General features: G+C 61.8%; 27 protein-coding genes. 19 read left to right on the top strand and 8 right to left on the bottom strand.

Annotated elements, in window-relative coordinates:
* The gene (locus P3C39_RS20620) at positions 1-936 is read right to left on the bottom strand and encodes a type II secretion system F family protein (RefSeq protein WP_275953948.1); all 936 of its coding nucleotides are present in this window, start codon (positions 934-936) and stop codon (positions 1-3) included.
* A 35-nt stretch (positions 937-971) separates the two neighbouring features.
* The gene (locus P3C39_RS20615) at positions 972-2360 is read right to left on the bottom strand and encodes a CpaF family protein (protein ID WP_275953949.1); all 1389 of its coding nucleotides are present in this window, start codon (positions 2358-2360) and stop codon (positions 972-974) included.
* 530 nt (positions 2361-2890) lie between these two features.
* On the opposite strand from P3C39_RS20615, the gene P3C39_RS20610 reads away from it, so the two are divergent.
* The 11 genes from P3C39_RS20610 to P3C39_RS20560 all read left to right on the top strand — a co-directional run bounded on the left by P3C39_RS20610 (position 2891) and on the right by P3C39_RS20560 (position 11387).
* Positions 2891-3121 carry a Flp family type IVb pilin gene (locus tag P3C39_RS20610; protein WP_275953950.1) on the top strand — a complete coding sequence of 77 codons (231 nt, stop codon included), beginning with the start codon at positions 2891-2893 and terminating at the stop codon, positions 3119-3121.
* A gap of 67 nt (positions 3122-3188) precedes the next feature.
* Positions 3189-3419 carry a Flp family type IVb pilin gene (locus tag P3C39_RS20605; RefSeq protein ID WP_275953951.1) on the top strand — a complete coding sequence of 77 codons (231 nt, stop codon included), beginning with the start codon at positions 3189-3191 and terminating at the stop codon, positions 3417-3419.
* 93 nt (positions 3420-3512) lie between these two features.
* Positions 3513-4547, top strand: a complete 1035-nt coding sequence (cpaB, locus tag P3C39_RS20600; protein ID WP_346016449.1) for a Flp pilus assembly protein CpaB — start codon at positions 3513-3515, stop codon at positions 4545-4547.
* A 55-nt stretch (positions 4548-4602) separates the two neighbouring features.
* Positions 4603-6048, top strand: coding sequence for a type II and III secretion system protein family protein (locus tag P3C39_RS20595; RefSeq protein WP_275953953.1), 1446 nt, complete (start codon positions 4603-4605; stop codon positions 6046-6048).
* Positions 6035-6325, top strand: a complete 291-nt coding sequence (locus tag P3C39_RS20590) for a hypothetical protein (RefSeq protein WP_275953954.1) — start codon at positions 6035-6037, stop codon at positions 6323-6325. The genes P3C39_RS20595 and P3C39_RS20590 overlap by 14 nt, the downstream gene beginning before the upstream one ends.
* Positions 6326-6396: 71 nt before the next feature.
* Positions 6397-7932, top strand: a complete 1536-nt coding sequence (locus P3C39_RS20585; RefSeq protein WP_275953955.1) for a pilus assembly protein TadG-related protein — start codon at positions 6397-6399, stop codon at positions 7930-7932.
* A gap of 7 nt (positions 7933-7939) precedes the next feature.
* A complete protein-coding gene (locus P3C39_RS20580) occupies positions 7940-8434 on the top strand; it encodes a TadE/TadG family type IV pilus assembly protein (RefSeq protein ID WP_275953956.1) in 495 nt (164 codons plus the stop codon).
* Positions 8428-9063, top strand: a complete 636-nt coding sequence (locus P3C39_RS20575) for a TadE/TadG family type IV pilus assembly protein (protein WP_275953957.1) — start codon at positions 8428-8430, stop codon at positions 9061-9063. Before P3C39_RS20580 ends, P3C39_RS20575 begins: the two co-directional genes overlap by 7 nt.
* Positions 9060-10223: an AAA family ATPase gene (locus P3C39_RS20570; RefSeq protein WP_013530277.1), complete on the top strand. Its 1164-nt coding sequence runs from the start codon at positions 9060-9062 to the stop codon at positions 10221-10223. The genes P3C39_RS20575 and P3C39_RS20570 overlap by 4 nt, the downstream gene beginning before the upstream one ends.
* Entirely contained in the window at positions 10207-10797 is a 591-nt protein-coding gene (locus tag P3C39_RS20565) for a L,D-transpeptidase (protein ID WP_275953958.1), read from the top strand. The genes P3C39_RS20570 and P3C39_RS20565 overlap by 17 nt, the downstream gene beginning before the upstream one ends.
* Before the next feature lie 20 nt (positions 10798-10817).
* On the top strand, positions 10818-11387 hold the full coding sequence (locus P3C39_RS20560; protein ID WP_275953959.1) for a hypothetical protein: 570 nt from the start codon (positions 10818-10820) through the stop codon (positions 11385-11387).
* 44 nt (positions 11388-11431) lie between these two features.
* Here P3C39_RS20560 and P3C39_RS20555 read toward each other — a convergent pair whose 3' ends face one another.
* From P3C39_RS20555 to P3C39_RS20530, 6 genes are all read right to left on the bottom strand, one after another.
* Complete coding sequence (locus P3C39_RS20555) at positions 11432-11965, bottom strand: hypothetical protein (protein WP_275953960.1); 534 nt, start codon at positions 11963-11965, stop codon at positions 11432-11434.
* Positions 11966-12025: 60 nt separating this feature from the next.
* Positions 12026-12940, bottom strand: coding sequence for a sugar ABC transporter permease (locus P3C39_RS20550; protein WP_275953961.1), 915 nt, complete (start codon positions 12938-12940; stop codon positions 12026-12028).
* A gap of 111 nt (positions 12941-13051) precedes the next feature.
* Entirely contained in the window at positions 13052-14347 is a 1296-nt protein-coding gene (locus P3C39_RS20545) for a sugar ABC transporter substrate-binding protein (RefSeq protein ID WP_082827473.1), read from the bottom strand.
* Positions 14348-14442: 95 nt separating this feature from the next.
* Complete coding sequence (locus tag P3C39_RS20540; RefSeq protein WP_032808731.1) at positions 14443-15264, bottom strand: carbohydrate ABC transporter permease; 822 nt, start codon at positions 15262-15264, stop codon at positions 14443-14445.
* A gap of 5 nt (positions 15265-15269) precedes the next feature.
* Entirely contained in the window at positions 15270-16445 is a 1176-nt protein-coding gene (locus P3C39_RS20535; RefSeq protein WP_063170085.1) for an ATP-binding cassette domain-containing protein, read from the bottom strand.
* A gap of 175 nt (positions 16446-16620) precedes the next feature.
* The gene (locus tag P3C39_RS20530) at positions 16621-17421 is read right to left on the bottom strand and encodes an SDR family NAD(P)-dependent oxidoreductase (RefSeq protein ID WP_024502263.1); all 801 of its coding nucleotides are present in this window, start codon (positions 17419-17421) and stop codon (positions 16621-16623) included.
* A gap of 166 nt (positions 17422-17587) precedes the next feature.
* Between P3C39_RS20530 and P3C39_RS20525 the strand changes: the two genes are divergently transcribed.
* The 8 genes from P3C39_RS20525 to P3C39_RS20490 all read left to right on the top strand — a co-directional run bounded on the left by P3C39_RS20525 (position 17588) and on the right by P3C39_RS20490 (position 26548).
* Complete coding sequence (locus P3C39_RS20525) at positions 17588-18448, top strand: DeoR/GlpR family DNA-binding transcription regulator (RefSeq protein WP_013530268.1); 861 nt, start codon at positions 17588-17590, stop codon at positions 18446-18448.
* Between the two features lie 39 nt (positions 18449-18487).
* Positions 18488-19288 (top strand): BtpA/SgcQ family protein, encoded by an 801-nt coding sequence (locus P3C39_RS20520; protein WP_024502261.1) that lies wholly within the window; start codon positions 18488-18490, stop codon positions 19286-19288.
* Between the two features lie 163 nt (positions 19289-19451).
* A complete protein-coding gene (locus P3C39_RS20515) occupies positions 19452-20972 on the top strand; it encodes an FGGY-family carbohydrate kinase (RefSeq protein ID WP_275953962.1) in 1521 nt (506 codons plus the stop codon).
* Positions 20972-21601 (top strand): HAD family phosphatase, encoded by a 630-nt coding sequence (locus tag P3C39_RS20510; protein WP_275954201.1) that lies wholly within the window; start codon positions 20972-20974, stop codon positions 21599-21601. Before P3C39_RS20515 ends, P3C39_RS20510 begins: the two co-directional genes overlap by 1 nt.
* Before the next feature lie 416 nt (positions 21602-22017).
* Positions 22018-22905, top strand: coding sequence for a sugar phosphate isomerase/epimerase family protein (locus tag P3C39_RS20505; protein WP_024502258.1), 888 nt, complete (start codon positions 22018-22020; stop codon positions 22903-22905).
* A gap of 61 nt (positions 22906-22966) precedes the next feature.
* Entirely contained in the window at positions 22967-24490 is a 1524-nt protein-coding gene (locus P3C39_RS20500; protein WP_063170081.1) for a sugar ABC transporter ATP-binding protein, read from the top strand.
* Between the two features lie 31 nt (positions 24491-24521).
* Positions 24522-25490, top strand: coding sequence for an ABC transporter permease (locus P3C39_RS20495; protein WP_027162268.1), 969 nt, complete (start codon positions 24522-24524; stop codon positions 25488-25490).
* Positions 25491-25534: 44 nt separating this feature from the next.
* Positions 25535-26548, top strand: coding sequence for a substrate-binding domain-containing protein (locus P3C39_RS20490; RefSeq protein WP_275953963.1), 1014 nt, complete (start codon positions 25535-25537; stop codon positions 26546-26548).
* Positions 26549-26586: the final 38 nt, after the last annotated feature.

Genomic DNA, 26586 nt, shown 5'->3' with positions numbered 1-26586 from the left:
TCAGAAATCGAAAGTGACCATCCGGTACATGATGAAGTCGCCAAGCAGCGCCCACAACCCGAAAATCAGGAATACCGGGTAGACGAGCGGGTTGCCCCAGACGCCGCCGTAATAGGCTGGGGCAAGGATTTGAAGTGCGAAGAACATCACAACAGGAAACAAGGAGATGATCCACGCGGAGACGCGCCCTTCGGCCGAAAGAGCCCTGATCTTCATTCGCAATTTCTGCCGTTCACGCATAACCGAGGAAAGATTGGCCAGAATTTCGGTCAAATTGCCGCCCGTCTTTGCCTGGATCGACAGCGACACCGACAGCAGCTGAAGACCCTCGAAGCCGACACGCTGCGAAAGCTTTCGCACAGCCTGCTCGATGCTGAGGCCAAAGGTTATCTCATCGGAGACGATGCCGAACTCGGTGCCGAGCGGATCTGGCATTTCGCGCGCGACCAGACCGATGGCGACCGAAGCAGGGTGTCCGGCGCGCAGCGACCGAACAATCATGTCGAGCGCATCCGGCAGCTGTTTGGCAAACTTCCGGATTCGCTTGTTACGGGCACGCCGAAGGACGAGAAGCGGCAGAACCAGCCCAACGACCAGAAAGACGATAAGCGATGCCAAGGTGGATACATTGAAAAGGAACGCCAGCAGCAACGCGATTGCCAGCCCTGCAAGCAGGAACGTTGCGGCGAAGGTCAACGGATTCCCGGTGATACCGGACTGGGTATAGAGCCTGTTCAACCAGACCATACCAAAGAGAAAATCGCCGGAGTCCGTCAGGCCGCGCTCTCGCAGCAATCCCTGCAACGTTTGTTCGGCTGGGACCTCGCCGGCGAGCCGCTTCAAGCGGCGATTGACTGCCATGGACCGGGAGCGGCGGCCGGCAAAGGAAAGATAAAAGGCTTCGCCAGCGAGAATGAGTGAAGCCGCCGCCAGCATGTAGATGAAATAGAGCAGAGCTTGACCGGTCGGCATCAGAGGGCAACCTGCGGGTTGAAGGCGTCCTTGGCGAAATGGTGTCCCAGGGTTGCGGCCTCCGGCGCAAAGCGGGGACGGACACCGGTTGCGCGAAAATCTCCGATGACCTTGCCCTCGGCTGTCACCTCACGGCGGACGAAATGATAGATTTCCTGAAGCTGCACGACATTGCCTTCCATGCCTGTCAGTTCCGATATGGAGGTGACACGCCGGCCGCCGTCCGAAAGACGCTGCGTCTGAACGATGATGTCGATGGCGGAGGCAATCTGTGCGCGGATTGAATCATGCGTCATCGGCATCCCGGCCATGCCGACCATCTGTTCCAGCCGCGAGATCGCGTCGCGCGGCGTGTTGGCGTGGATGGTCGTCATCGAGCCTTCATGGCCGGTGTTCATCGCCTGCAGCATGTCGAAAGCTTCTTCGCCGCGAACTTCGCCGACGATGATGCGATCCGGCCGCATGCGAAGCGCGTTCTTCAGCAATTCACGCTGGCGCACCTCGCCCCGACCCTCGACATTGGGTGGGCGCGTCTCAAGCCGGCCGACATGCGGCTGCTGCAATTGCAGCTCGGCCGCATCCTCGATGGTGATCAGCCGCTCCTTCGAGGGGATGTAGCTCGACAGCGCATTGAGCAAGGTCGTCTTGCCGCTGCCGGTGCCGCCGGAAACCAGGATCGATTTGCGCGCCTGGACTGCGATCCGCAGTAATTCGATCATGGGCGGCCGGATCGAGTTGAATGCCATCAGGCGTTCGAGCGAATAGGGATTTTTCGAGAATTTACGGATCGACACCAGCGGGCCGTCCACCGAGATCGGGCGCACCGCAATATTGACGCGAGAGCCGTCCTCCAGCCGCGCATCCACCATGGGCGACGATTCATCGACACGCCTGCCAATGGCCGAAACGATCTTGTTGATGACGCGCAACAGATGCGCCTCGTCACGGAAACGGATTGCGGTCTCTTCGATCATGCCACGCCGCTCTATGAAAACGCGCTTGTGGGTGTTGATCATGATGTCGGTAATCGAATCGTCCTTGAGCAATGGCTCGATCGGCCCAAGTCCCAGCATCTCGTCGGCGGTGTCGCTGGTCAGTTGATCCAGCTCGCGTGCGTTCAACGGCACGTTCCGATTTCGAACGAACTCGCGCACGATCGGACGGATCTCATTCAGGATCTCATCCTTGGAAGCACTTTCAAGCGCGGTCAGGTTGAACCGGTCGATCAAGTGGCGATGCAGTTCGACCTTGATCGTCAGAAAATCATTGCCATGCGATTCAATATCAGCGGCTGGTGAAGGAGCAGAAGCAACGGGCAGAACAGTCAGCGACTCCGCCTTTGGCGCTGGCTGCTGCTCGCTAGGCCCCTTGATGAATCGCCCCAGCATAATCGCTTATACTCCCCTTAATCCCTCATTAGCGGAAACTAACTGTTAACCACGGCAGGCACAAGCGCCCAAGTGGCCGCCGTACCCTCAATACTTTATACATAGTTAAGATCATGAGGCTGTAATAACGCACTTATTTGATATGGCTGCCGGTTCGTGGCCACAGGCTCGATTTCGCTTTCCGCACTCATCCGATTTTTCGGGACGAACCGCCCGATGTCTCCAGCTAACCCCTTAGATATAAAGGAATATGCATTATCGCTAATGCTTCCTCAATCTTGCCACATCCGCGGCGAAATTGTGAACGAATGGTTAAGGCGCTTGAAAAATGAAAGGAATCAAGCTGTTGATAACATTCGGAGCTGTGATCTTCTTGCCGAATCATGTACATGAAAGTTAAGGAACCCTTAATCTCGTTTGACTCCGCGTTTTCTCGGGACCTAGGATCGAGATGACGGGGGATGCTTGGGTATGGATTTCATCTCTTGCTCTGTCTCGTCGGGTTCCAACCTCCAAAGGGAGAAATTGACATGAAGAAGCTCATGACGATGACCCGGCAGTTCCGCGACGATGAAAACGGCGCTGCCATGGTCGAATATTCCATCCTCATCGGCATCATTGCCGTTGCATCGATCCTTACCGTCATCGCCATCGGCGGCTGGGTGAACGGCCGGTTCACCAACCTTTGCAGTAGCCTGCAGGCCGCTAGTGTCGTCACTGGCAAAGGTGGATGCGCTGCGACTACCGGCGTCGGCAGCTGATTAGCTGATGGGGTTCAGGCCCGTGCTCTGTCTCGTCGGGTTCGAGCCTCCAAAGGGAGAAATTGACATGAACAAGCTCATGACGATGACCCGGCTGTTCCGTGACGATGAAAACGGCGCTGCCATGGTCGAATATTCCATCCTTATCGGCATCATCGCCGTTGCATCGATCCTTACTGTGATCGCCATCGGCGGCTGGGTGAGCGGCCGGTTCACCAACCTTTGCGATAGCCTGCAGGCCGCTAGCGTCGTCACTGGTAAAGGTGGATGCGCTGCGGCTACCGGCATCGGCAGCTGATTAGCTAACGGAGTTCAGGCCCGGATCAGATCCGGGCCTGAAAATCACTCAGGTCACTCGGCCGTTGTGCTGCCTTTTTTGGGGTTTGGGCTTATGCGCGCCAACACACTTATCATGATCGTGCTCGCCGGCGTGTTCGGCGTTCTGGCCGTGGTTCTGGTCAATATCTGGCTGGCCGGCCAGCGAAGCGCCATGGCGCAAACAGGCCTCGTCCAAGGCAGCACGGTCGTGGTTGCGGCAATGCCGCTGAAGTTCGGTGACGCTCTGAGCACGGATAACCTGCGGGAAGTCGCATGGCCGGCGGGTGCGGTTCCAGCCGGGGCATTCAGATCAGCAAAAGAGCTGTTAGCTGGCGACGGTGCCAAGCAGGCATTGCAAGCGATCGGCGTCAATGAGCCGATTCTTGCTACCAAGATCACCGGCCCCGGCCAGCGCGCCACGCTTTCGGCGGTGCTCGGCGAAGGCATGAAGGCCGTATCCATCCGGGTCAACGACGTGCTCGGCGTCGCCGGCTTCGTTTTCCCGGGCGACCGGGTCGATATTCTACTCACCCGCACGGCGCGCGGCGATGATGGCACGGATAAGAGTTTCGTCGACGTGCTGCTGCAGAGCATGAAGGTGCTCGCCATCGACCAGGTGGCCGACGAAAGCAAGGACAGCCCGACGGTGGTGAAGTCCGTGACGCTGGAAGCCAGCACCAGGGACGCGCAGAAGCTGACACTGGCGGCAGGGGCCGGGCAATTGTCGCTGGCGTTGCGCCAGGCCGCAGCCAGCAAGGGCGAGACCACGGAACGGGTGACGCTTTCCGATCTGACCGGCGAGACGCCGGCCGATGTCGCCGCCAGGCAAGCGGAGCTCGACAAGAAGGCAGCGGCGGAAGCGGAGGCTGCAGCCGAGCGCAAGCGCGCCGAGGACAAGATTGCCGGGTTGACCCAGGCCGTGGAAAAAGTGGGAAGCCGTCTCGACGAACTGGGCCGGGCTAAACCGATTCCTGTCGCGGCACCGGAGACGAAGGAAGTCGTCAAGGAAGTGGTCAAATACGTGCAGCCTGAACCTCCGGCACGAGCGACGATCGGCGTATTCCGGGGCGTGAAGCTCGAGACATATGACGTGCCGCGACAACCATGATAAGGTGCGGCTAATAAAACGGTGCTGCCACCGGCAGTAAATTGGGGAGACGGGGATGCGGGGTTCTTGGTTAGGGATAGCGGCGGCCGCGTTGTCGTGTCTGGCGGCGCTGTTGCTGTCGAGCCTGGCGGCCGATGCGGCCGACCGTTTCATCGATGTTTCGACCCCCAGCGTCCATCGTATCTTCCTGCCAATGTCGCAATCGGTAACGATCCAGGTGAGTGCCAATCTGGGTGACATCGTTGTCGGCGACGAGAAGATCGCCGATGCGCAGCCGATGACCGACCGCACGCTTTATGTCATCGGCAAGGGCGCCGGCACCACCACGGTCAATCTGTTCTCGACGGACAAGCGCTCGCTCGGCGCCCTCCAGATCGAGGTCGGCGTCGATGTCAGCGACATGGCGCAGGCGATCCGACAGGTGGCGCCAAAGTCGCGCATCGAAGTCGGCTCGGTCAACGGCAGGGTCAGGCTTGGCGGTCATGTCAAGGACGGCGCCACGCTGGCGGCGATCATGGCGGTTGCGCAGCAATATGGACCCGACGCCGTCATCAATTCCGTCATCGTCGACGACAGTCAGCAGGTCAATCTGGAAGTGCGCGTACTGGAAGCCAAGCGCAACACCGGCCGCGATCTCGGCGTGTCGATCAAGAGCAGGAACGGCGATGGCACGACCCGTACCGGTACCGGTGTTGCTGCCGTCGACGAGGACGGTGTCGTGCTCGGACCGGGCGGTCTGCTCAGCGGCCTCCTGTCCAACTCGGCTCCCTTCGGAGCGCTGATCACGCGCGTCATCGACAGCAACATCAAGGTCGATCTGATCATCGAGGCGCTCGAGTCCAAAGGCGCGGTGCGCACGCTCGCAAACCCCAACCTCACCACGCTTTCCGGCGAGCAGGCCAGCTTCAACGCCGGCGGTGAAGTGCCGATCCGCACTCTCGACAAAAACGGCGAGATAAGCATCACGTACAAGCAATTCGGCGTCAATCTGCTGTTCACACCGGTCGTACTCGACGACGGCAAGATCCACATGAACCTGGCGCCGGAGGTAAGCGACCTGACCGGCTTCACCACCGCCGGCGACCCGATCTTCACCAACCGCAAACTGTCGACCGTCGTGGAGTTGCGCGACGGCCAGAGCTTCGCGGTCGGCGGGCTTCTGTCCAGCAAGACCACCAAGCTCCAGGACCAGGTGCCTTGGCTCGGCCAGGTGCCTGTGATCGGGACGCTGTTTCGCAGTTCGAGCAACCAGAAGGAAGAGACCGAGCTGGTGGTGATCGTCACGCCGCACATCGTGCGGCCGGTGAAACCCGGCGAGCAACTGGCGACGCCGTTCGACAAGACACGGCCTGCCAACGATCCCGAATTCTTCGTGCTCGGCCAGCTTGAGGTGACCAAGGATATGGTCCGCAAATATGAACATGGCGAAGGCGTCACCGGCCCCTATGGCCACATGCTCGACTTCAAATCGAAGGACAAGATGCTCTATGTCAAGAAATAGCGCCTTGATCCTCATCCTGTGTGCCGGCGCGCTGTCGGGCTGCGCCGCGGACTATCTGAACCACTACGATTCGGTGACCCTGGCCGCCGGCGACACGCAGAAGTTCAATTCGCTGCTGCAGACGGTCGACCCGCTCAACCCGAACTCAAGGAATACCAAGATCGAGGGTGACGGCGCGCGCGCCGCTGCCGTTGCCCAGGGCTACAAATATCCACCGCCGCCGCCGCCACCACCGGCGATCACGGTCAATGTCGGCGGGTCAGGTGTGACGCCGTGAACTGAACCGAAGGATGCGGAGGGCGCCGGGCATGCGAGGGCCCCTGGCGCAGGAAAGCAGAGAGTAAGGTCATGTTGGGGACCATTCGAGCCTTCTGGAACGATCAACGCGGCGTAGCGATGATCCTCGTGGCTATCATGCTGCCCGTGCTTATCGGCTTCGCCCTGCTGGCCATCGATATGAGCCGAGCCAACGGACTTCACAACGATCTGCAGAAGGGTGTCGATGCGCTAGCGCTTGCGACGGCTGCGGAACTGGACGGCAGAGCGGATTCGATCACGCGAGCCAATTTGGCGAAGACAACCCTGCTCACCAACAAAACCAAGTTTTCGACATCTGACGGTCCTACCTCTCACGACCACACGCTCGCCGTGGCTGATGTGACCGTCACATATTTGACCGGGATACCTGCCGACGACAGCATCGCTTTGAGCGCCGCCGGTGTCGACGCCAATGGTGTCAACTGGGCAAGCACCGACCCCAAAGCGGTGACATTCTCCCTGGTGACGGTGAATGCTTCCGGCTTGACGGATGGTGCCGGCGCTTTTGCGACAATCTTTCCGGCAAGCTTTATCGGCGGCAGCAACACCATGGACATAAAGCCACAAGCGGTGGCCGGATTTGTCCAGTCGATCTGCGAAACCGTGCCAATTTTCATGTGCAATCCGTTCGAGACCAACGACCCGTTGACCAGCAAGACGATCCAGCAGGCGTTCGCTTCGGGCGACACCTATAGCCGAGAATTCCGTGTCCTAAAGGTCGACAGCAACCCCGGTCCCGGCAACTTTGGCCTGCTGGAAAACGGTCTGACCTCGATACAGGAGGGGATGGCCAAGGGGACCGCCGGCACCTGCTACAGCCGCACTTCGCTGACCACGAAAACAGGTGTCACCTTGGGTCAGGTCAATACTGGCCTCAATGTCCGCTTCGATCTTTATCAGGGCAATCTGAAAAACAACACAGACCTTGGCTACCGCCCGGCGAGCAATGTCCGCAAGGGGGCCAGCAAGAACAGCAATTGCAACAAGTTTGATGTCGCGACGGATGGTTCCGCGTTGCCTCTCCCGGACGGCACCGGCTATGACTCCGCTAAGGGCATGACGCTGCCGATCGCCTCGAATTCGTTCTGGACTGCCTACTGGGCCGCTAACCACAAGAACGCATCCTATCCGAACCTCCCGGCGAAGACTGATCCGCTCAAGCGTAACGTCCCCGCATCCAGGTATGATGTCTACAATTATGAAATCGCGGCCGGGATCGTAGGGGACAAATCGAAAGGGCCTTCAAACGAAGTGGGAACGCCTTCGTGCTATAAGGGAGACCTGACCAAGGCGGATCCGAGCCGCCGGTTGATGAACATGGCCATCATCGACTGCAATGCGAACCAGGCGAAGCTGAACGGGCACACCGCGGTCAAGCCGGATGGCTATGCGAGCGTCTTTCTGAACAACCCCATCCAGAAGGTGAATCCCAACGACGAGGACAATCCGGACGGTACAGGCGCCGAGAAGGCGATCAGCCTTGAGATCGTCGATGTCGATGGCGGATTTGCAAATAACACTCTTGTAGACAAAGCATTCCGCAACGAAGCCCAGTTGTATCGGTAGCGCTGACATGACCAGGCTCCGCAGAATCATTGGACGGTTCCAAGGCGACGAAAGTGGCGCCGCTTTGGTGGAAGCCGCGATCACGATACCACTCGTCTTGCTGTTGTCGGCCGGTGTGTTCGAGTTCTCCAACATCCTGAACACGCGCCTGCTTCTCGAAGCCGGCGTTGAGGATGCGGGTCGCTACATGGCACGATGCAGCAGCGATTGGGCGACTTGCAAGGGCCGAGCCCAGAACCTTGCTGCCAATGGGGCGGTCGCTAACGGCAGCGCCAGAGTGACCGGATGGCTGCCGGCGACAGTTGACATCACCAAGGCGGTCTCACTGGACGCGGTTGATGTGGCCACGGGCACGCAGCTTTATCTTAGCAGCACGACCACTGTTGATGTCGTGGACGTCACTACCTCCTATTCTTATTCAGGCTTCGGATTCCTGTCATATCTTGGGTTTAGTCCACTGACCCTCAGCGTGTCCCATCAGGAGCGAGTCATTGGATGGTGACGGAGCGCATCAAGTTTTGGGCGAACCAGTCCGGAGCGACAATGGTCGAAATGGCCATAGTGATGCCGCTGCTGTTAACGCTTCTGCTTGGCTTCGTCGATTTCGGCTACGCTTTTTATCAATGGAACGCCGGGAATAAAGCGGTGCAAGCCGGCGCACGACTGGCGCAGATTTCTACCCCTGTCGCCAGCGGGCTTCTAGCCGAGACGATAACGCAGAGCGATTTAACCAAAGTTGGCACTGCGGTACCCGCAAACACTTACAACTATATCTGCACCGCCAATACCGCGGGAAGCGTAACTTGCCTTTGCGGCACAGGCGCTACATGCCAGAACCTCAATGTAAGCCAGGATGCCTTTAATTTCATTTTCAGCGGCAACAGCAGCCGGGCCGGAATGCAGACATTCCTGCCGATGCTGGCCAAGTCCGAAGTCAGTATTCAATACCAGGCCTCCGGCCTCGGCTACTGGACGCGGCCCGGCGGGCCAGTGCCGACCATCACGGTCAGCATCACCAATCATCCCTTCCAGTTCTTCTTCCTGGGCGGACTGCTCGGATTCGGAAACATCACCATGCCCTCCATGCTGAGCACGGTCACGGGCGAAGATTTGAAGAGTACCTGGCCATGAACGCCATCAACACCAAGGTCACGCCGACCAAGCGCAAGCAGGTGGCGCTGTTTTCGTCGGATCCGAATTTCAAGCGCGATGTGGCGACGCGGCTCGATGCGCTGGCGATCTATGATGTCAGGGTTTCCGAGACGAGCGACTTCCTCAAGGGGCCGCCGGCCGACACGCGCCCGGGCATCGTCATCCTCGATCTCGGCAATGGCGAGTTGCTCGGCAGGCCCGGCATCGTCGAGGCGCGCGCGCTGTGGGCCAGCGTGCCGCTGATCGCGGTTTCCGACGAGCTGAGCTCGGAGCAGACGCGCGTGCTGGTGCGCATGAACGCCTCGGACTGGCTGCACAAGCCGCTCGACGGCAAGGAACTGCTCAATGCGGTGACCTTCCACGACACCGGCAACCAGGGAACCAAGAGCCGGATCATCACCTTCATCAGCGCCAGCGGCGGCGCCGGCGCCACGACGCTGGCGCTGTCGGCGGCCGAATTCCTGGCGTCGAAATCGGGCGAGCGCGCGGCGTCCACCTGTCTCGTCGACCTGGATTTCCAGAGCGCCAATTGCGGCGCCTATCTCAATCTGTTCAACCAGTTCGACCTTGCCGGCATCATCGGCCAGCCGGAGCGGCTCGATGTCGAGCTGATGGACGTCATCAAGCTGTCGCGCCCGTCCGGCCTCACCCTCTACGCATTCGAGCGGCCGCAACTGCCGTTCGAGCCGCATGGCAGCGATTTCGTCTTCCGGCTGCTCGACCTCGTCGCCTACCGCTTCGACGACATCGTCATCGACCTGCCCAATCTCGAAACGCCCTGGCACAATTCCGTGCTGTCGACGAGCGACGAGATCTTCATCGTGTTCGAACTCAATGTCGCTTCGCTGCGGCAAGGCAAGCGGCTCTACAAAAAGATCCGCGAGCTGCGCGGCAATGCGGTCAGCATCACGCTGGTCGCCAACAAGCACAAGCGCAAATGGTTCGGGAACCATTTTTCGCGCAGCGAGCTCGAAAAGATCTTCAAGGCGCCGCACATCAAGTCGGTCGCGCTCGACAACGCGCTTCTGACCGATGCGCTGAACCGGGCCATCCCGCCTTCCGAAGTGGATGGGCGGGCGCGCTTCAACAAGGATCTGAAGCGGATGTTCAAAGAGCGGCTCGATGACGCTGCCCGATAGATACCGGATCGCCCCAAAGCTCGCCGGCGCCTGCGTGCTCGGCCTGGCGCTGGCGCTGTCCGTCCACGGCTTCGCCGAGGCGCGATCAGCACTTTCGGAGCGGCCGCCGCTGCCGGCGATGGGACCCAGCCTGCGCAAGGCCGTTGCCTTTAGAACCGCCGAGCAGCCGGGAACGATCATCATCCGCAAGGACGAGAAGGCGCTTTACCTGGTGACCCGCCAGGGCCAGGCGCTGCGCTACCAGATCAGCGTCGGGCGCGACGGGTTCGGCTGGACCGGAATCGTCAAGGTCGGGGCGAAGACCGAATGGCCGGAGTGGCGCCCGCCGCAGGAAATGCGCGCCCGCCAGCCGGAGCTGCCGAAAATGGTGCCCGCCGGCCCCTACAACCCGCTCGGCGCAAGGGCGCTCTACCTGTCGCGGGACGGGCGCGACACGCTCTACCGCATACACGGCACCAACGACCCGTCGGGTGTCGGCTTCGACGGGACATCGGGCTGTTTTCGCCTCACCAACACGGATGTGATCGATCTTTTCAAACGCGTCGCGGTCGGCGCAAAGGTGGTGGTCCAATGACGATGATCAGCGAACCGGACATGCCGGCGATCGATATCGGAAACCAGGAACAGCGCGAACCGGCTGCCACCGGGAAACCCAGCAAGGCAAAGACGATCGCCGTCATCGTCGCCGGCGGCGCGCTTCTGATCACCGCAGTCAACATGGCGGCCGCGGTCTATCTCTATCGGGGCATGAGCGACCTGCGTTTCGTCGAGGCGCGGCTGGAGCAACTCGGCGCGTTCGAGCAGCGGATCGCGGCCCGGCTCGACACGGTCAACAACGGTTTTCAGAGCCGGTTCGAGAAACTGGACAGCCAGTTGCAAGGCAGCTTCAACGAGATCGATGCCAGCATTGCCCGGCTGGGGCAGACTATGCCGGTCGCCGGCGGCGAGGCCATGCCGGGTGCGGAAGAGCCATCCGAGATCGCTACCAGCACGCTGGCGCAAGCGCCCGAAGCCCTCGACGGCGAAAGCGCGAGCGAGCCCGGCGTCATCGAAGCGCCCGCACCCAGGAGGAGAATCGCCTCGGCGTCGCCCCCTGCTCCCAGCTCCAATTACCAGCGCATCCAGCAGCCCGACGGCAAGGTCTATTACCGCCGGATCAACTAGACCCAGCAGAGCCCGGATCGTGCAAGGTGTAAGTGGCGAACGATCTAGAGATCGCGCTGCAGCGCCAGGATGCGGATGGCCCGGACGGACCGCTCCCGCGCCTCGGTGAGGAAGGCGATGTGGCAGTAGGCACAGGCCACGAAGCCCAAAAGCAGCACCGAGCTGTTCTTGAAGGTGAAATCGACGGCCAGCGAATAGGGAAGACCCTTGGGCGACGTGAATTCGGCAATCGTGCTTGCCGTTTCCGAATGGCTGCCGACCGCGATCATCAGCCCGGCGAAAATCAGGGCGATATGGTTGGCGAGGAAGAAGAAAGCCGACCGCTTGGCGTGGCACGCCATCCAGCAGACGATCGATGCGGCGGCAAGGATAGCGGCTTCGAAAGCCATGGAACCGCCCAGCCAGACATCCACCTGCTGCCAAAGCACCGTCGACAAGGGGCGCAGTTCAAGCCATAGCCACCATGCGGTGGGGCTGGCTGGATAGATGCCCAGCAACAAGGTCGCCATGCGCTCCCCTGCCAGGACCGCCAGAATGAGAAACGGAAAGGCGAAAAGCAGAAGCGGCTGGCGTTTCATGTTCCCTCGACAATCTGCAGGCCAGGATAGACCGCATAGATTGCTCAAGGCTTAACAGCCCTACTTCCGGCCCTCTCCCGATTGCGAGCGTTCGAGGACGGCGAAGAAGATCACGGTGAGCAGAAGCACGATCAGCAGCAGCACGAACGCGGCTGCCGCGCCTTCGTTGAGCGAAAGGCCGAGAAAGGCACGGCGATAGGCAAAGAAGCTCAGCACTTCGGTCGCGTTGCCTGGCCCGCCCTTGGTCAGGACATAGGGCAGATCGTAGGTCCGGAATTCGTTGATCAGCTGGATGATGATGGTGATCGCCGCGACCGGCCGAAGCATCGGAAGCGTGATGTAGAGGAATTGCTGCCAGCCGCGCGCGCCGTCCACTTCAGCCGCATCATAGGGATCGCGCGGCAAAGCGGCGAGCCCCGCGGCGAGGATCAGCACGACGAAGGACATTTGCTGCCAGATGTCGATCGCCGCCATCGTCCAGAGCGCCATGCCTGGCGTGCCTAGCCAATCGAGGCGCGGCAGGCCTGATATCTCCATGAGATGATTGGCGATGCCGAGATTGGGCTGGAGCAGCATGCGCCAGATCAGGGCGACGCTGATCGGCGACATTGCCATGGGAATGGTCAGAACCGCGAAATAGACCGGCTTCATCCGGACCGTCCGGTTGAGCATCAGGGCAATGCCGAGCCCGATCACGAATTCGCCGACCACGGTCACCGCCGAATAGCGCACGGTGAGCCAGAGCGCGTTCCAGAACAGCTCATCGCCGATCATCGAGGCGAAATTCTTGAACCCGACAAGCGGCAGGAGCTGCGGCTTGATCAAGGTCATCGAGGAGATCGAGAGGATGCAGGCATAGGCCAGGGGAAAGCCCATCACGATCGCCAGCAGCAGCAGGCCGGGCAAGGCAAAGGCCCAGCCGGTCCGCCACTCGCGGCCACGGGCAGCCCATCCTTTTTTGATCGCATTGTGCATCGTGGCCGAGCCTTGGTCGGGGTGGCGTTGCTGATCTCGTCAAGATCCGGGGTCTGGAAGATCCGGCGCGGCTGACACCGCCGCGCCGGATCTCCTTGCCGAGCCGGACCGCTATTTGTCGAGGAGCCCCTGCAGGCCGTCGGAAGCTGCCTTCAGCGCCGCGTCCGATGTCGCCTGGCCGCCAGCCGCCAGCGAAAGCTGGGTACCGAGCAGATCCTCGTATTGCGCCGAATAGGTGAAGATCGGGAACGACTTGCCGGTCGCCACCACATCCTGGGCGGTCTTGTAGAAGGGATATTTCGCCAGCACCGCCGCATCGGCATAGACATCGCTGCGCACGGGCGCGTGGCCCTCGAGCGCGCGCTTCACCGAAACATCCTTGCTCTGCACCCACTGGATGAAGGTCCAGGCGGCTTCCTGCTCTTCCGGCGACGTGTTCTTGGGAATGCCCCAGCCCCAGCCGCCGCTCTCGCCATGGCCGCCCGGCATCACCGACAGGCCGACCTTGCCGGCGACCGTCGGACACTTCACGGCATCGTCCATCTGCGGCAGCATCCACCAATAGGTGACCATGCTGAAGGCGGAACCGCTGCACATCAGGCGCATGGTGTCGTCGAGCGTGGCCGACACGGCACCTTGCTGGGCGCCGTGCTGGATATTGTCGACATAGAGATCGAGCGCCTTCTTGGCCTCTGCCGTGTCGAGGCTCGCCTTGCCGTCGGCATTGAGATAGCTGCCGCCGGCGGAGAACAGGTAGTTGGAGAATTCCATGCTGTTGGGATCGCCGCGCTGGCCCTGCATCGCGGCCCCGGCGACACCGGCATTGGCCTTCATGAATTTGGAAATCGCCACATAATCTTCGAGCGTCGTCGGCAAAGCGAGCTCCTTGCCGGTTGCCGTCTTGTAGGCGGCCTTGAGCTTCTCGTCGCCGATCAGGTCCTTCCGGTAGAGGAGGCCCATCGAGTAGTTGTACATGGGCACCAGGAACAGCTGGTCCTCGGTTCGGCCGAGCAGGTCAAGCGTCGAGGGAATGAAGGGGCTCAGATCGTATTTGGATTTCTCGACGAAGGGTTTCAGGTCGGCCAGCCAGCCGGCCGCCGGAAATTCGCCGGCCCACAGGAAGTCGACCTCGAGCACATTGTAGTAGCTCTGCGGCGCGGTCAGCTGCGACACCAGCTTGTCGTGCATGTCAGGATAGCCGATCTTCTCAAACTCGACCTTGATGCCGGTCTGCTTCTCGAATTCGGGCAACAGCGCTTCAATGATCTTGGTTTCCGGCACGTCCTCCATCAAGGCGTGCAAGGTGATGGGCTCAGCCGCCCTGGCCGGAAGCGATGCGCTGACAACAGCTGCCCCGCTCACGGCCGTCATCAGCATTTTGATCAAGGTCTGCTTGTTCCAAGTCATAACTCTCTACTCCTCTTTCCCTCTGGACGCGGCGGTGATCCCGCCACGATTTCATAACCGGCTAGCGAGCCATGTCGGCTCTCGGAGCGGCCGGCCTATTTCACGCTGCCGAACGTCAAGCCCTGGACGATGAAACGCTGGATGAAGCGGGAAGCCACGACCAGCGGCAGGATGGCAAGGACGACGCCGGCAGAAACCTTGGCGATCTGGACGCCGTTCGAGGTCTGCAACGCCGCAAGCGCAACCGGTATGGTTGCCGTCTTCGGCCCGCTCAAAACCAGGGCAAACAAAAACTCATTCCACGCCAGGATGAAGCCGAGCACGCCGGCGGCCGCGATACCGGGCATCGACACCGGCAGGACAATACGCCAGAAGGCGCCCCAGGCGGTCGCGCCGTCGGTCATCGCCGCCCATTCCAGATCGACTGGAATGCCCTCGAAGAAGCCCATCAGGATCCAGGTCAGGAAAGGCAGGTTGAGCGCGGCATAGACGATGATCAGCCCCGTCAGCGAATTGCTGAGCTCCAGGCTTCGGAACAGCGTGAAGGTCGGCAGCACCAGCGCCACGGGCGGCAACATCTGCGTCGCCAGAACGGCAAAACGCGCCCAACGACCGCCCGTGCGGAAGCGGGCGAAGGCATAGCCGGTGGTGGCGGCAAAAGGCAATGCGAGCAGAACCGAGCCGAGCGCGACGATCAGGCTGTTGAGGTACGACTGACCGAAGCGGCTCGACAGCAGCGCCGAATAATTGTCCGTCGTAAAGGCCGGCATCAGTTCGTTGCTGTAGGACAACTGCTCGGGGACGAAGCTTGTCCGCAGCACCCAGAGCGGCGGCAGCAGCACGATGGCGCAGACGACAATCAGCCCGAAATGCAAGCCGAAGCGGCGACGAAAGGCCGGCCGTTCGTTTCTGTCCATGCTGGTCATCGCGTGGCCCCCATGAGGCTCGGCCGCGCGATGACCAGTTCGGTTTCGGGATCAAAGAGGTGCATCGGCAGCGGGTCGATGTAGAGTTCGACCATCGAGCCGACGGGCGCCGTGAAATAACGGCTGAGGCGGGCGGCGATCTCAAACGGCTTGTCGCCCCCCGCGGGGTGAGCATCATCCCTGCCGGTGGCGTGACCGGCAATCTGGCCGATCAGGACGTTCTCGGCGCCGAGAGCCTCGACGGCCACGACCCGTACGGCAATCTTCTGCCAGTCCGGCTTGTCGGGGCTTTCGTGGAAATCCTCGGCCCGCACGCCCAGAATGACGCGGCGCCCGGCACGCTCGCCATAAGCGTTGCGGTGGCGGGCGGGGACGGCAAGCACGGCACCGCTGTCGGTCAGGACGGAGAGCCCTTCGCCAGGTGCGGCCTGAAGCGTGGCCGGAATGAGGTTCATCGGCGGCGTCGCCAGGAAGCGTGCGACGAAGGTGTTGACCGGGTCGGCATAGACTTCAAGCGGCCGGCCGGCCTGGATCAGGCGACCATCGCGCATGATGCATATGCGATCGCCCATGGTCATCGCCTCGACCTGGTCGTGGGTGACATGGACGATGGTGCGGCCGAGGCGCCGGTGCAGCTTCACGAGTTCGAGCCGCATCTCGGCACGCAGTTGCGCATCGAGATTGGACAGCGGTTCGTCAAGCAGGAAGGCCGCCGGTTCGCGAACGATCGCCCGGCCGAGCGCGACACGCTGCCGCTGGCCACCCGAAAGCGCTGCCGGCTTGCGGCCGAGAAGATTCTGCAGACCGAGCAGGTTAGCGGCGTCTGCAATCTTGGCATCGATGACCGCCGCGTCGGTGCCGCGCATCTTCAGCCCGAAGGCCATATTCTGCCGCACCGACATATGCGGATAGAGCGCGTAGCTCTGGAACACCACGGCGACGTTTCGGTCGCGCGGGGCGACATTGGCGACGCTCTTGCCACCGATGCGGAGATCGCCGGAGGAGATACTCTCCAGACCGGCAATCATCCGCAGCGTCGTCGACTTGCCGCATCCCGACGGACCGAGAAAGATCACGAATTCACCATCGGGAATGGTGAGATCGACCTCATGCACCCCGTAATTGCCATTGCCGTAGAGCTTGGAAACGCGATCGAGCTCGATAGACGCCATAGACTTTCCTCATGAACCCGTCTGACCCGGCTGACGCCGAAGGCCGAAGTCGAGCGAACGGTCATCTTAGAGAACAAAATATAACATTAAAAGCCTAACTTCTGATCATATGTGTTCACTTTTTTGGATAGGCGCGTGCCCGCATCAGTATCCGGCTACAGCCGCCGAAAGGCCGTCAGGTCATGTAGACGCCGCCGGTCACGTTGACGCCCTGGCCGGTCATGAAGCGGGCTTGATCCGAGCAGAGGAACACGACGACGTCGGCGACATCCTCCGGCAGCTCGAGCCGGCCGAGCGGCGTCTGCGCGATATAGTCGGCGACCACCCGTTCGGGCGTGACTTGCCGCAGATGCGCCTCCCACTCGACTTCGCGCGATTGCATGCCGGTCTTGACGAACCCCGGACAGACGGCATTAACGCGTATCCCCTTGGGCGCGAGCTCGCGGGCAAAGGCCTGCGTCCAGCCGAGCACGGCGAACTTGGATGCCGAATAATGCGCCAGGAGCGGCGCACCGACCTTCGCGGCAAGCGAGGCGGTGTTGACGATGCAGCCCGTGCCCTGCTTGACAAAATGCCGTCCAGCGATCTGATTTGCCAGGAATACACCGCGGGCATTGACCGAAAAGTTGAAGTCCCACTCTTCGTCGGTCAGATCGAGCGCGTGCTGCATGGTGGACACGCCGGCATTGGCGATCAGGATGTCGCAGCCGCCAAGCGCTTCCAGTACGGTGGAGAAGGCCGCCTCGACGGAATCGCGGCGGCGGACATCGACCGTGACGGCGGCGGCACCGCCACCAATTTCCTCAGCCGCCTGACGTGCCGCCTTGGGATCCAGATCGCCGATCGCCACGGCGACGCCCTGCCGCGTCAGGGCGGTCGCGATCGCCCGGCCGATCCCCGCGCCACCGCCCGTCACGAAGGCTCGCTTGCCCGCGAGTTCGGCAAGCACGGGAGGCGTGACGGAGACAGCCGGCATGGTCGTATTCTCTCTGCTTGATGGCGGAACGCATTTTGTTGATATCGAGATGCATACCAATAAAATCGAACACTGCAAACATATTTTTGTTTGAAAATGTTTGATCATGCGGTAGTGTGAAGATCAGCAGACCGCTTCGTCGGCGGCTTACCCACCGGATACATCGATGGCAGACGACACCACCCTTCCTGAGACATCGCCGCATGGCGCACCGCGCGACGCCGATCGTCAGCGCCTTCTCGCGCACGACCGGCAGGCACGCATCCTGGCTTTGCTGCGCCGGACGGGGTCGCTCACCGTCGCCGCGGCAGCGGCCGAACTTGCCGTTTCCGACATGACGATCCGCCGCGATCTCGTCGAACTGGAACGCGAGGGTAGGCTGGTCCGAATCCATGGCGGCGCGATCGAGGCCGACAACCCGCCGCTGGTCGCCATGGACAGCGAAGAGCCGAGTTTCGATTCGCGCTTGCGCCAGCGCCGCGACCCGAAGGCCGCGATTGCCGCGGCCGCGGCCGCGCTGGTTTCGGGATACCGCACGATCGCTTTGGATGTCGGCACCACCACCTATCTGATGGCCGAGCACCTCAGGGACCTTCCGCACGCCAAGGTGTTCACCAACAGCCTCAGGATCGCGGCGGCGCTGAATGGCGGTGTGCCCGAAGTCTATGTTGCCGGCGGCCGCGTACGGGCCGACGAGATGTCGACCGGCGGGCCTGCGGCCATCGCCCAGTTCGAGGCGCTGTGGTTCGATGTCGCCGTGATCGGCGTCTCCGGTATCACAGCGGACGGCCTCTTCGATTATTCCTTCGATGATACCGATATGAAGCGCGCCTATCTGAGGCGGTCAGGCACCAAGATCGTCCTGTGCGATTCCGCCAAATTCCTGCGCATGTCGCTGGTGCGGATAGCGCCACTGTCGGACATCGACATCCTCATCACCGATGCCGAGCCGCCGGCCAAGATCGTCGCGGCGCTCGCCGCGGCCAAGGTCGACCTGCGCATCGCGCCGCCACTGACGCGCGACTGAGGCGCGCCATTTTCACTTTATCCCCAAGGAGAAGACTCGATGGTATTTGAATTTTTCGGCGACAAGAAGAAGGCTGTCATCTCGATGGCACATATCGGTGCCCTGCCGGGAACGCCCCTCTATGATGCCGATGGCGGCCTCGACAAGCTGATCGATGGCGTACTCTCCGACATCCGCAAGCTGCAGAACGGCGGCGTCGATGCCATCATGTTCGGCAACGAGAACGACCGCCCCTATGTCTTCAAGGCGCCGCCCGAGGGCATTGCCGCCATGACTGCCATCGTCCAGGCGGTGAAGCCCGAGCTGAGAGTGCCGTTTGGCGTCAACTATCTCTGGGATCCGACTGCCAGCGTCGCGATCGGAGCTGCCACCGGAGCCCGTTTCGTGCGCGAGATCTTCACCGGCCTGTTCGCTTCCGATATGGGCTTGTGGGAGCCCGATTGCGCCGCCGCCTCGCGCCTGCGGCACAACCTTGGTCGCGACGACATGAAGCTTCTCTTCAACATCAATGCCGAGTTCGCACACTCGCTCGACCAGCGCCCGATTGAATTGCGTGCCAAGAGCGCGGTGTTCTCGTCGATGGCAGACGCGATCCTCGTCTCCGGTCCGATCACCGGCCAGCCGGCCGACCAGTCCCACCTGCGCAGCGTCTGCGAGACGATCAAGGACGTGCCGGTCTTCGCCAACACCGGCGTGAACATCGACAATGTCCGCGACGTCCTTTCGCTGGCGAGCGGCGTCGTGATCGGGACCCATTTCAAGATCGGTGGCAATACCTGGAACGCCGTCGACGGCGATCGGGTCAAGCGCTTCATGGATGTTGTCGCCACTTTGCGCTGAGGACGGCTTCCACGGCGATGCCGGCCATCGCGCCGGCTCGCGGTGATCATATCGATCGTTGCAGGCCGGCGTCCGGAATGATCGACTGGTATCGAGCAGTGCGACACAACGAGGCAGACAGGTTTCGCCCGCCTGCCCTTCCCAGCATTTCAATGGATTCGACATGGCGTTCGTTCTCGGTCTCGATATCGGCACCACCTCGACGATCGGCATCCTGATCCGGCTTCCCGATCAGGTGCTGGGCCTCGCCTCGCGCCCCGTCACGCTGCATTCCGAGCATGCGGGCTGGGCCGAGGAAGATCCCGCGCAATGGTGGACCAATGTCCGCGACATCGTGCAGGAGTTGCTCAGGACCAGCGGCATCAAGGCCGAGGAAATCGTGGCGGTCGGCACCACCGGCATGCTGCCGGCGGTCGTTCTTCTGAACGAGAAGGGCGAAGTGCTGCGGCCGAGCATCCAGCAGAGCGACGGCCGCTGTGGCGCCGAAGTGGCCGAACTGCGGACCGAATGCGATGAGACGGCTTTCATCGCCAAGGCCGGCAACGGCATCAACCAACAGCTCGTCACCGCAAAGCTGCGCTGGATTGAGCGTCACGAGCCGGAGGTGTTCAGCCGCATCGCCACCGTTTTCGGCTCCTACGATTATATCAACTGGCGCCTCACCGGCGAACGTGCGGTCGAGCAGAACTGGGCGCTGGAGGCCGGCTTCGTCGACGTTTCGACGCACCGGATCGACGACGATCTGGTGGCGCTCGCGCACATACCGCGCTCGGCCGTGCCACGAAAGATCGCCTCGCATGAGATCCTCGGCTCCGTCTCGGCGAAGGCCGCCGATGAGACAGGCCTGATGGCGGGAACACCGGTCGTCGGCGGTGCAGCCGACATGATCGCCTCCGCGCTTGGCGCCGGCGTCGCCAAGCCGGGCGATGTCCTCCTGAAATTCGGCGGCTCGGTCGATATCCTGATCGCTACCGATCAGATCAAGCCCGATCCGCGCATGTATCTCGATTATCACCTGGTGCCGGGCCTGTTCATGCCCAATGGCTGCATGTCGACAGGCGGCTCGGCCCTCAACTGGTTCGTACGCAATTTCGCCGGCGGCGAGATGGCCGCGGCACAGGCCGAGGGTATTTCCGTACACCAGCGGCTCGATGCACTGGCGGCAGAGCGTCCCGCCGGTGCCGACGGCCTCATCATCCTGCCCTATTTCCTTGGCGAGAAGACGCCGATCCATGATCCAGCGGCCCGCGGCGTGATCGACGGCCTGACGCTTTCGCACGATATCGGCCATGTCTGGCGCGCTTTGCTCGAGGCCTATGCCTTTGCCATCGCGCATCATGTCGAGGTGCTCAACGACATGGGCCATCGGACCGAGCGCTATCTCGCCTCCGACGGCGGCTCAAGCAGCAAGGTCTGGATGCAGATTGTCGCGGATGTCTTGCAAAAGCCGGTCCAACGCCTGACCGGGCACCCCGGCTCTTGCATCGGCGCTGCCTGGACGGCGGCGATAGGCACCGGCCTGACCGACGACTGGTCGGGCGTTTCCGGTTTCGTCAGCTTCGCCGACCGGCTCCATCCCGACCCGCGAAAGGCCGACATCTACCGCGACGGTTACCGCCGCTATCGCGATCTCTATACACGCCTATCGGCTCCTGGCGCGACCAAAGCGGGATCGCCATCGTGATGTATCGCGCCGTCGCCTGGGACATCGACGGAACGCTGATCGACAGCGAGCCGTTGCATCATCAATCTCTCCTCGCCGGCTGCCGCAACTGGAACGTCGATCTTGACGACCTGCCCGACCAAGCCTTTCGCGGCATCCATATGGGCGACGTCTGGACAATGCTGCGTCCGCGCCTCCCAGTCGGGCTTGACCAGGCGGAGTGGCTCGCCGCCATCAATGCCCACTACGTCGCCAACCGGGCGGACGCCATCCCGATCCCCGAGGCGGTCGAGACGATCCGGACCCTGGCTGACCGCGGCATCCCGCAGGTCTGCGTGTCAAATTCCGGCCGGCAAGTCGTCAATGCCAATCTCGATGCGCTCGGCGTGCTCGACCATATGAGCCTCACAATCAGCCTCGACGACGTTACGGTCGGCAAACCCGACCCAACGCCCTATCGCGAGGCCTGCCGGCAGCTCGCCATAGCTCCGGGATCCGTCGTCGCTGTGGAAGACAGCCGCACCGGCACCAAGGCCGCACGGGCCGTCGGTCTGTTCGTGGTTGGCTATCTCCCCAGCGGCGGCCCGCTCAGCGACATCGATCTCAGTGCCAACCGTCTGTCGTCGATCCTGGACCTGTTTCCCGGCTGAGGGTTTTCGCGTCGCCGCGTCCGGGTGCGCGCTTGGGCAAGCCGGAGGATCGGGCGTCCGCCGGCTGGTCCCAAGCGAATGCCTTGGCAGGAACTGACGAACGTTGGACCGGGTTCCGCTCGTTCCGCATTCGCCGTGCATCTCGCCGAGCGAGCGGTCCATGCCGCTCGGTCTGCGCAAGTGACGGGATATTTGTTGTCAAAAGCTGCATATCCTGTTTCTCGCATGGGTCAGAGAAAATTTTCTCGCACCTCCATGACGCCCCTCAACTGTCTGTTTTCCAGCATTTTTTTAATCCGGCATGATTGGCTCGCGCCGACCAATGCCAGAATTCCTCTTGCGCCGAAGCTGAATTTTAGGCATTCAGGATCAAGTTTGTATCTTTAACATGCAAACCTAATTATCGGAGGATCTGAATGCGGCGTCTTGGTATCCATTCATTTGTCTGGACAAACGGCCTGACCCAGGAGGGCCTGGAAATGGCGCTCGCCAAGTCGGCGGAGCATGGTTACCGGCTGATCGAGTTCGCTTATCTGCGGCCCGAGAAATTCGACCTCGACCGCCTGGCGAAGCAAGCCAAGGAACTGGACATCGAGATCGTGGTCACCATGGGCCTGTCGGCGGATGCGGACGTCTCGAGCGAGGACAAGGCCGTGGTCACCAAGGGAAAGGCGCTCTTGTCCGACGCGGTCAAGGCGGTCCGCGACATCGGCGGCATCCGATTGGGCGGCATTCTCTATTCGATGCACGGCAAGTATGACGGGCTGCCCACGCGAACCGGCTGGATGAACAGCGCCGACGCCATCGCCGCGACCGCCGAGGTGGCCAGGGATAGCGGCGTGCAGATCGTTCTGGAAGTGGTGAACCGCTTCGAGTCCAACCTCTTGAACACGACCGCGCAAGGCCTGAAGTTCATCAAGGACACCGGCCGTGACGACGTCTTCCTGCATCTCGACACGTTCCACATGAACATCGAAGAGGCGAGCCAGGCCGAGGCGATCCGTCTGGCTGGGGACAAGCTCGGTTATTTCCACTTCAACGAGAACTACCGCGGCTATCTCGGCACCGGTACGATCGATTTCGCGAGCATCTTTTCCGCGCTGGTGGACATTGGCTTCCACAATCGCGACGTCACCTTCGAGAGCTTCTCCAGCGCCATCGTCGATGAAGCCCTGTCGCGTGTGTGCGGCATCTGGCGCGACACCTGGACCGACAACAATCCGCTCGCCGCGCATGCCAAGGCTTTCATCGAAAGCCGTTGGGAAGAAGCCGTGCGCCGGGCCGAGATCAACAAGGCTGCCTGAAGACGAAAGGGCTGCGGGCCGACAAGCGCCCGCGCCATCTCATCCCGAGGAGGACGGGAAGATGACGCAGAACGAAGCTATCACCAACGAGAACGGCGCCACCGCGCCGCTTCTCCTCAGCGCCGAAAATGTCGCGAAGAGCTTTGCGGGCGTTCCCGCCCTGGTCGACGGGCGGATTCGGTTGCGCGCCGGGACGGTCAATGCCTTGTGCGGTGGCAACGGTGCCGGCAAGTCGACCTTCCTCGGCGTGTTGATGGGGATGCTGCGGCGCGACGCCGGATCCGTCACGGTGAAAGGCCGGGAGGTGAATTTCTCCTCCCCCGCCGAGGCGCTCGATGCGGGTATCGCCATCATCACCCAGGAGCTTAGCCCCTTCCTGGACATGACCGTCGCCGAGAACCTCTATCTCGGCCGCGAACAGCGGCGCGGCCGCTTCTTCGTCGACGACAAGTGCATGCTAAGCGACGCGGAGGCGATCCTGGCGCGGTTGAAATTCAACATCCCCGCTGGTGCGCGGCTGCGCGATCTTTCGATCGCGCAGGCCCAACTCGTCGAGATCACCAAGGCAATCAGCCGCCGCAGCGACATCCTGATCATGGACGAGCCTACCTCGGCCATTGGCGAGCGCGAGGCGCAGATGCTGTTCGACGCGATCCGCACTCTGACCGCGGAGGGCGTAGGCATCATTTATGTCTCGCACCGCCTGACCGAGATCTTCGAGATCGCCGACGATTATACGGTCTTCCGCGACGGCCGTTTCGTAGGCGGCGGATCGATTTCCGAAATCGACCGCAAGGGCCTGATCCGGTCGATCGTCGGCCGCGACCTGTTGGACCATCATCGCGAACCGAAGGATACCGGCCCGCAGAAACCCTTGCTCGAAGCCCGCGGCTTTGCATCGAAGGGAAAGTTCGCCGACATCGACATGACCGTTCATGCGGGAGAGATCGTCGGTATATACGGGCTTCTCGGCTCCGGTCGCAGCGAGTTCGTGAATGCGCTCTACGGAAACGAGCCGCGGGATTCCGGCCAGGTGCTGATCGAGGGCAAGCCCATCGATCTCAAGACGCCCGCCGATTCCATCGGCGCCGGCATTTCGCTGGTCACTGAGGACCGCAAGCAGACGGGCCTGTCACTGACCGCGTCGGTCGCCCACAACATCACCGTGGCCAACCTGCCGCATTATGCGCGCAAGGGCTTCATGAACGGATCGGCGGAAGGCAGGAGCGTGGTCGAGCACATCAAGCGCTTCTCCATCAAGACGGCGTCGCCGGACCTGCCCGTCCAATCCCTGAGCGGCGGCAACCAGCAGAAGGTTGTCCTTGCGCGCTGTGTCGATACCAACCCCAGGATCCTGATCTGCGACGAGCCGACACGCGGCGTCGACGAAGGCGCCAAGCGCGAGATCTACGCCTTCCTCGGCAATTTCGTGAAGGCGGGAAACGCCGTGCTGATGATCTCGTCCGAGGTGCCCGAAATCCTCGCCAATGCGGATCGCATCGTTGTTTTTCGCCGGGGCCGCATCGCAGGCGAGGTCGCCGGACCCGAGGCCACCCAGGAAACCCTCGTTCATCTGGCTTCCTAGCCAGACGATCCATTTCGTGGAGAAGAATCCAATGGTATCCGCCAGTCAAAGCATGAGCGGCATGAGCCTGGGAAAGTTCATCGCCCGTTATGGCATCGTCATCTCGTTTATCCTCCTGTTCGTCGTGTTGTCGCTGGCGTCGCCGAACTTCCTGTCCACCAACAATCTGCTGAACGTTCTGCGGCAGGTCTCCATGAACGGTGTGCTGGCTGTCGGCATGACCTTCGTGATCCTGACGGCCGGCATCGATCTCTCCATCGGTTCGCTTCTGGCCCTGGCCGGCGCCGTGGCGGCCAGCCTGGTCACCGGCGCGGATGCGTTCAATCCGCTCCTAGCAGTCGCGGCCGGCGTCGCCGTGGGCGCGCTTTGCGGCGCCGTCAATGGCGGGCTGATCGCCTACTTCAAGGTGCCGGCCTTCGTCGCCACGCTCGGAATGCTGAGCGTGGCGCGCGGCGCGACGCTGCTTTACAGCGGCGGCCGCCCGATTCCCAACCTCAGCCTCGAATTCCGCTGGCTCGGCCAGGGTCTCGTGCTCGGCATACCGGTACCGGTGATCATTTTCGCCATCGTCTTCGCTGTCGCGGCGATCGTCCTGCGCTACTCCATTTACGGAAGACGGGTCTATGCGGTGGGCGGAAACCCGCGCAGCGCGAAGACGAGCGGCATCAACACCACCGGCATCATCTTTTCGGTTTACGTCATCATGGGCGCGCTGGCCGGTCTCGCGGGTGTCATGCTGACGGCCCGCACCACGTCCGCCCTGCCACAGGCGGGCATCGGCTACGAACTCGATGCCATCGCGGCGGTGGTCATCGGCGGAACAAGCCTCACCGGAGGTATCGGCCGCATCGGCTATACGCTGGTGGGCGTGCTGATCATCGGCATGATCAGCAACGGTCTCGATCTGATGGGGGTGTCCTCATACTACCAGCAGATCATCAAGGGTTCGATCATCGTCCTCGCGGTGCTGATCGACCGCTCCCGAGCCGGGAGAGAGTAACAGGCGCAAGCGGCGCGGCCGCACGCAACATGGAGGAAATGCACATGAAAACGACAAGACGCTTCCTGATGGGAGCAGCGGCCGGCCTTGCCCTTGCAGGCATGGTGTTCGGGGGGAGTTCGGCCGACGCCAAGACGTTGAAGATCGCGGCGATCGTCCAGAGCCTCAACACCGAGTACAATGTTCTGTGGGCCGATGCCGCCAAGGCGCACCCCGCGCTTGCGGACGGTACCGCCGCGCTGACAGTTCTCGACGGTCGCCAGGACGTGCTGACGCAGTCGAACCTGTTCGACACAGCCATCACCGAAAAATACGACGCGATCATCTTCATCCCGGTCGACATCGACGCCGGCAATGAACCGATCGAGCGCGCGAAGGCAGCCGGCATCCCGGTGTTCGGCTCCAACACGATGGTTTCCAACACCGCGCTCTACGACGCCTACATCAATTCCAACGATGTCGAGGCCGGCCAAATGCTGGCCAAGGCGGTGATCGACAAGGCCGGCCCGCAGGCCAAGGTCGTGATCCTGGAAGGGATGCTGGGCCAGTCGGCCCAGGTACAGCGGCTTGAAGGGATCCAGAAGGTGCTGAAGGAAAATCCCGGAGTGACCATCCTGGAGCAGAACACCGCCAACTGGTCACGCGCCGAGGCCATCACGCTGATGGAGAATTTCCTGACCTCGCATGGCGATGCGATCCAGGGCGTCCTGGCCGAAAACGACGAGATGGCCGTCGGCGCCATCGAGGGCATCCGCAACCACGGCCTGGATCCCAAGACGGTTCCGGTCGCCGGCGTGGACGGCATCAAGGACGCGCTTGAAGCCGTCAAGCGTGGCGAACAGTCGATGTCCATCCTCCAGGATGCCAACGGACAGGCGCAAGGGGCGATCGACCTCGCGCTGCACAAGATCGTCGGCGACAGCTACAAGCCGCGCGCGGCTGTCTGGGACGTAAACGGCGGCAAGCTCGCCTGGAACGACGGCAAGGACCAGCATTACTACGTGCCGTGGCTGGCGGTGACCTCCGAGAATGTCGACAAGGTGCTTGTCGGCAATTGACGCTCCAACAGGACGATGCCGCTCGCTCGCGGCATTCT

The organism is Mesorhizobium sp. XAP4 (genome assembly GCF_029269325.1).
Taxonomy (GTDB): domain Bacteria; phylum Pseudomonadota; class Alphaproteobacteria; order Rhizobiales; family Rhizobiaceae; genus Mesorhizobium; species Mesorhizobium ciceri.
The sequence above is the reverse complement of the archived record's forward strand: the minus strand, read 5'-3'. Positions and strand labels throughout refer to the sequence as shown.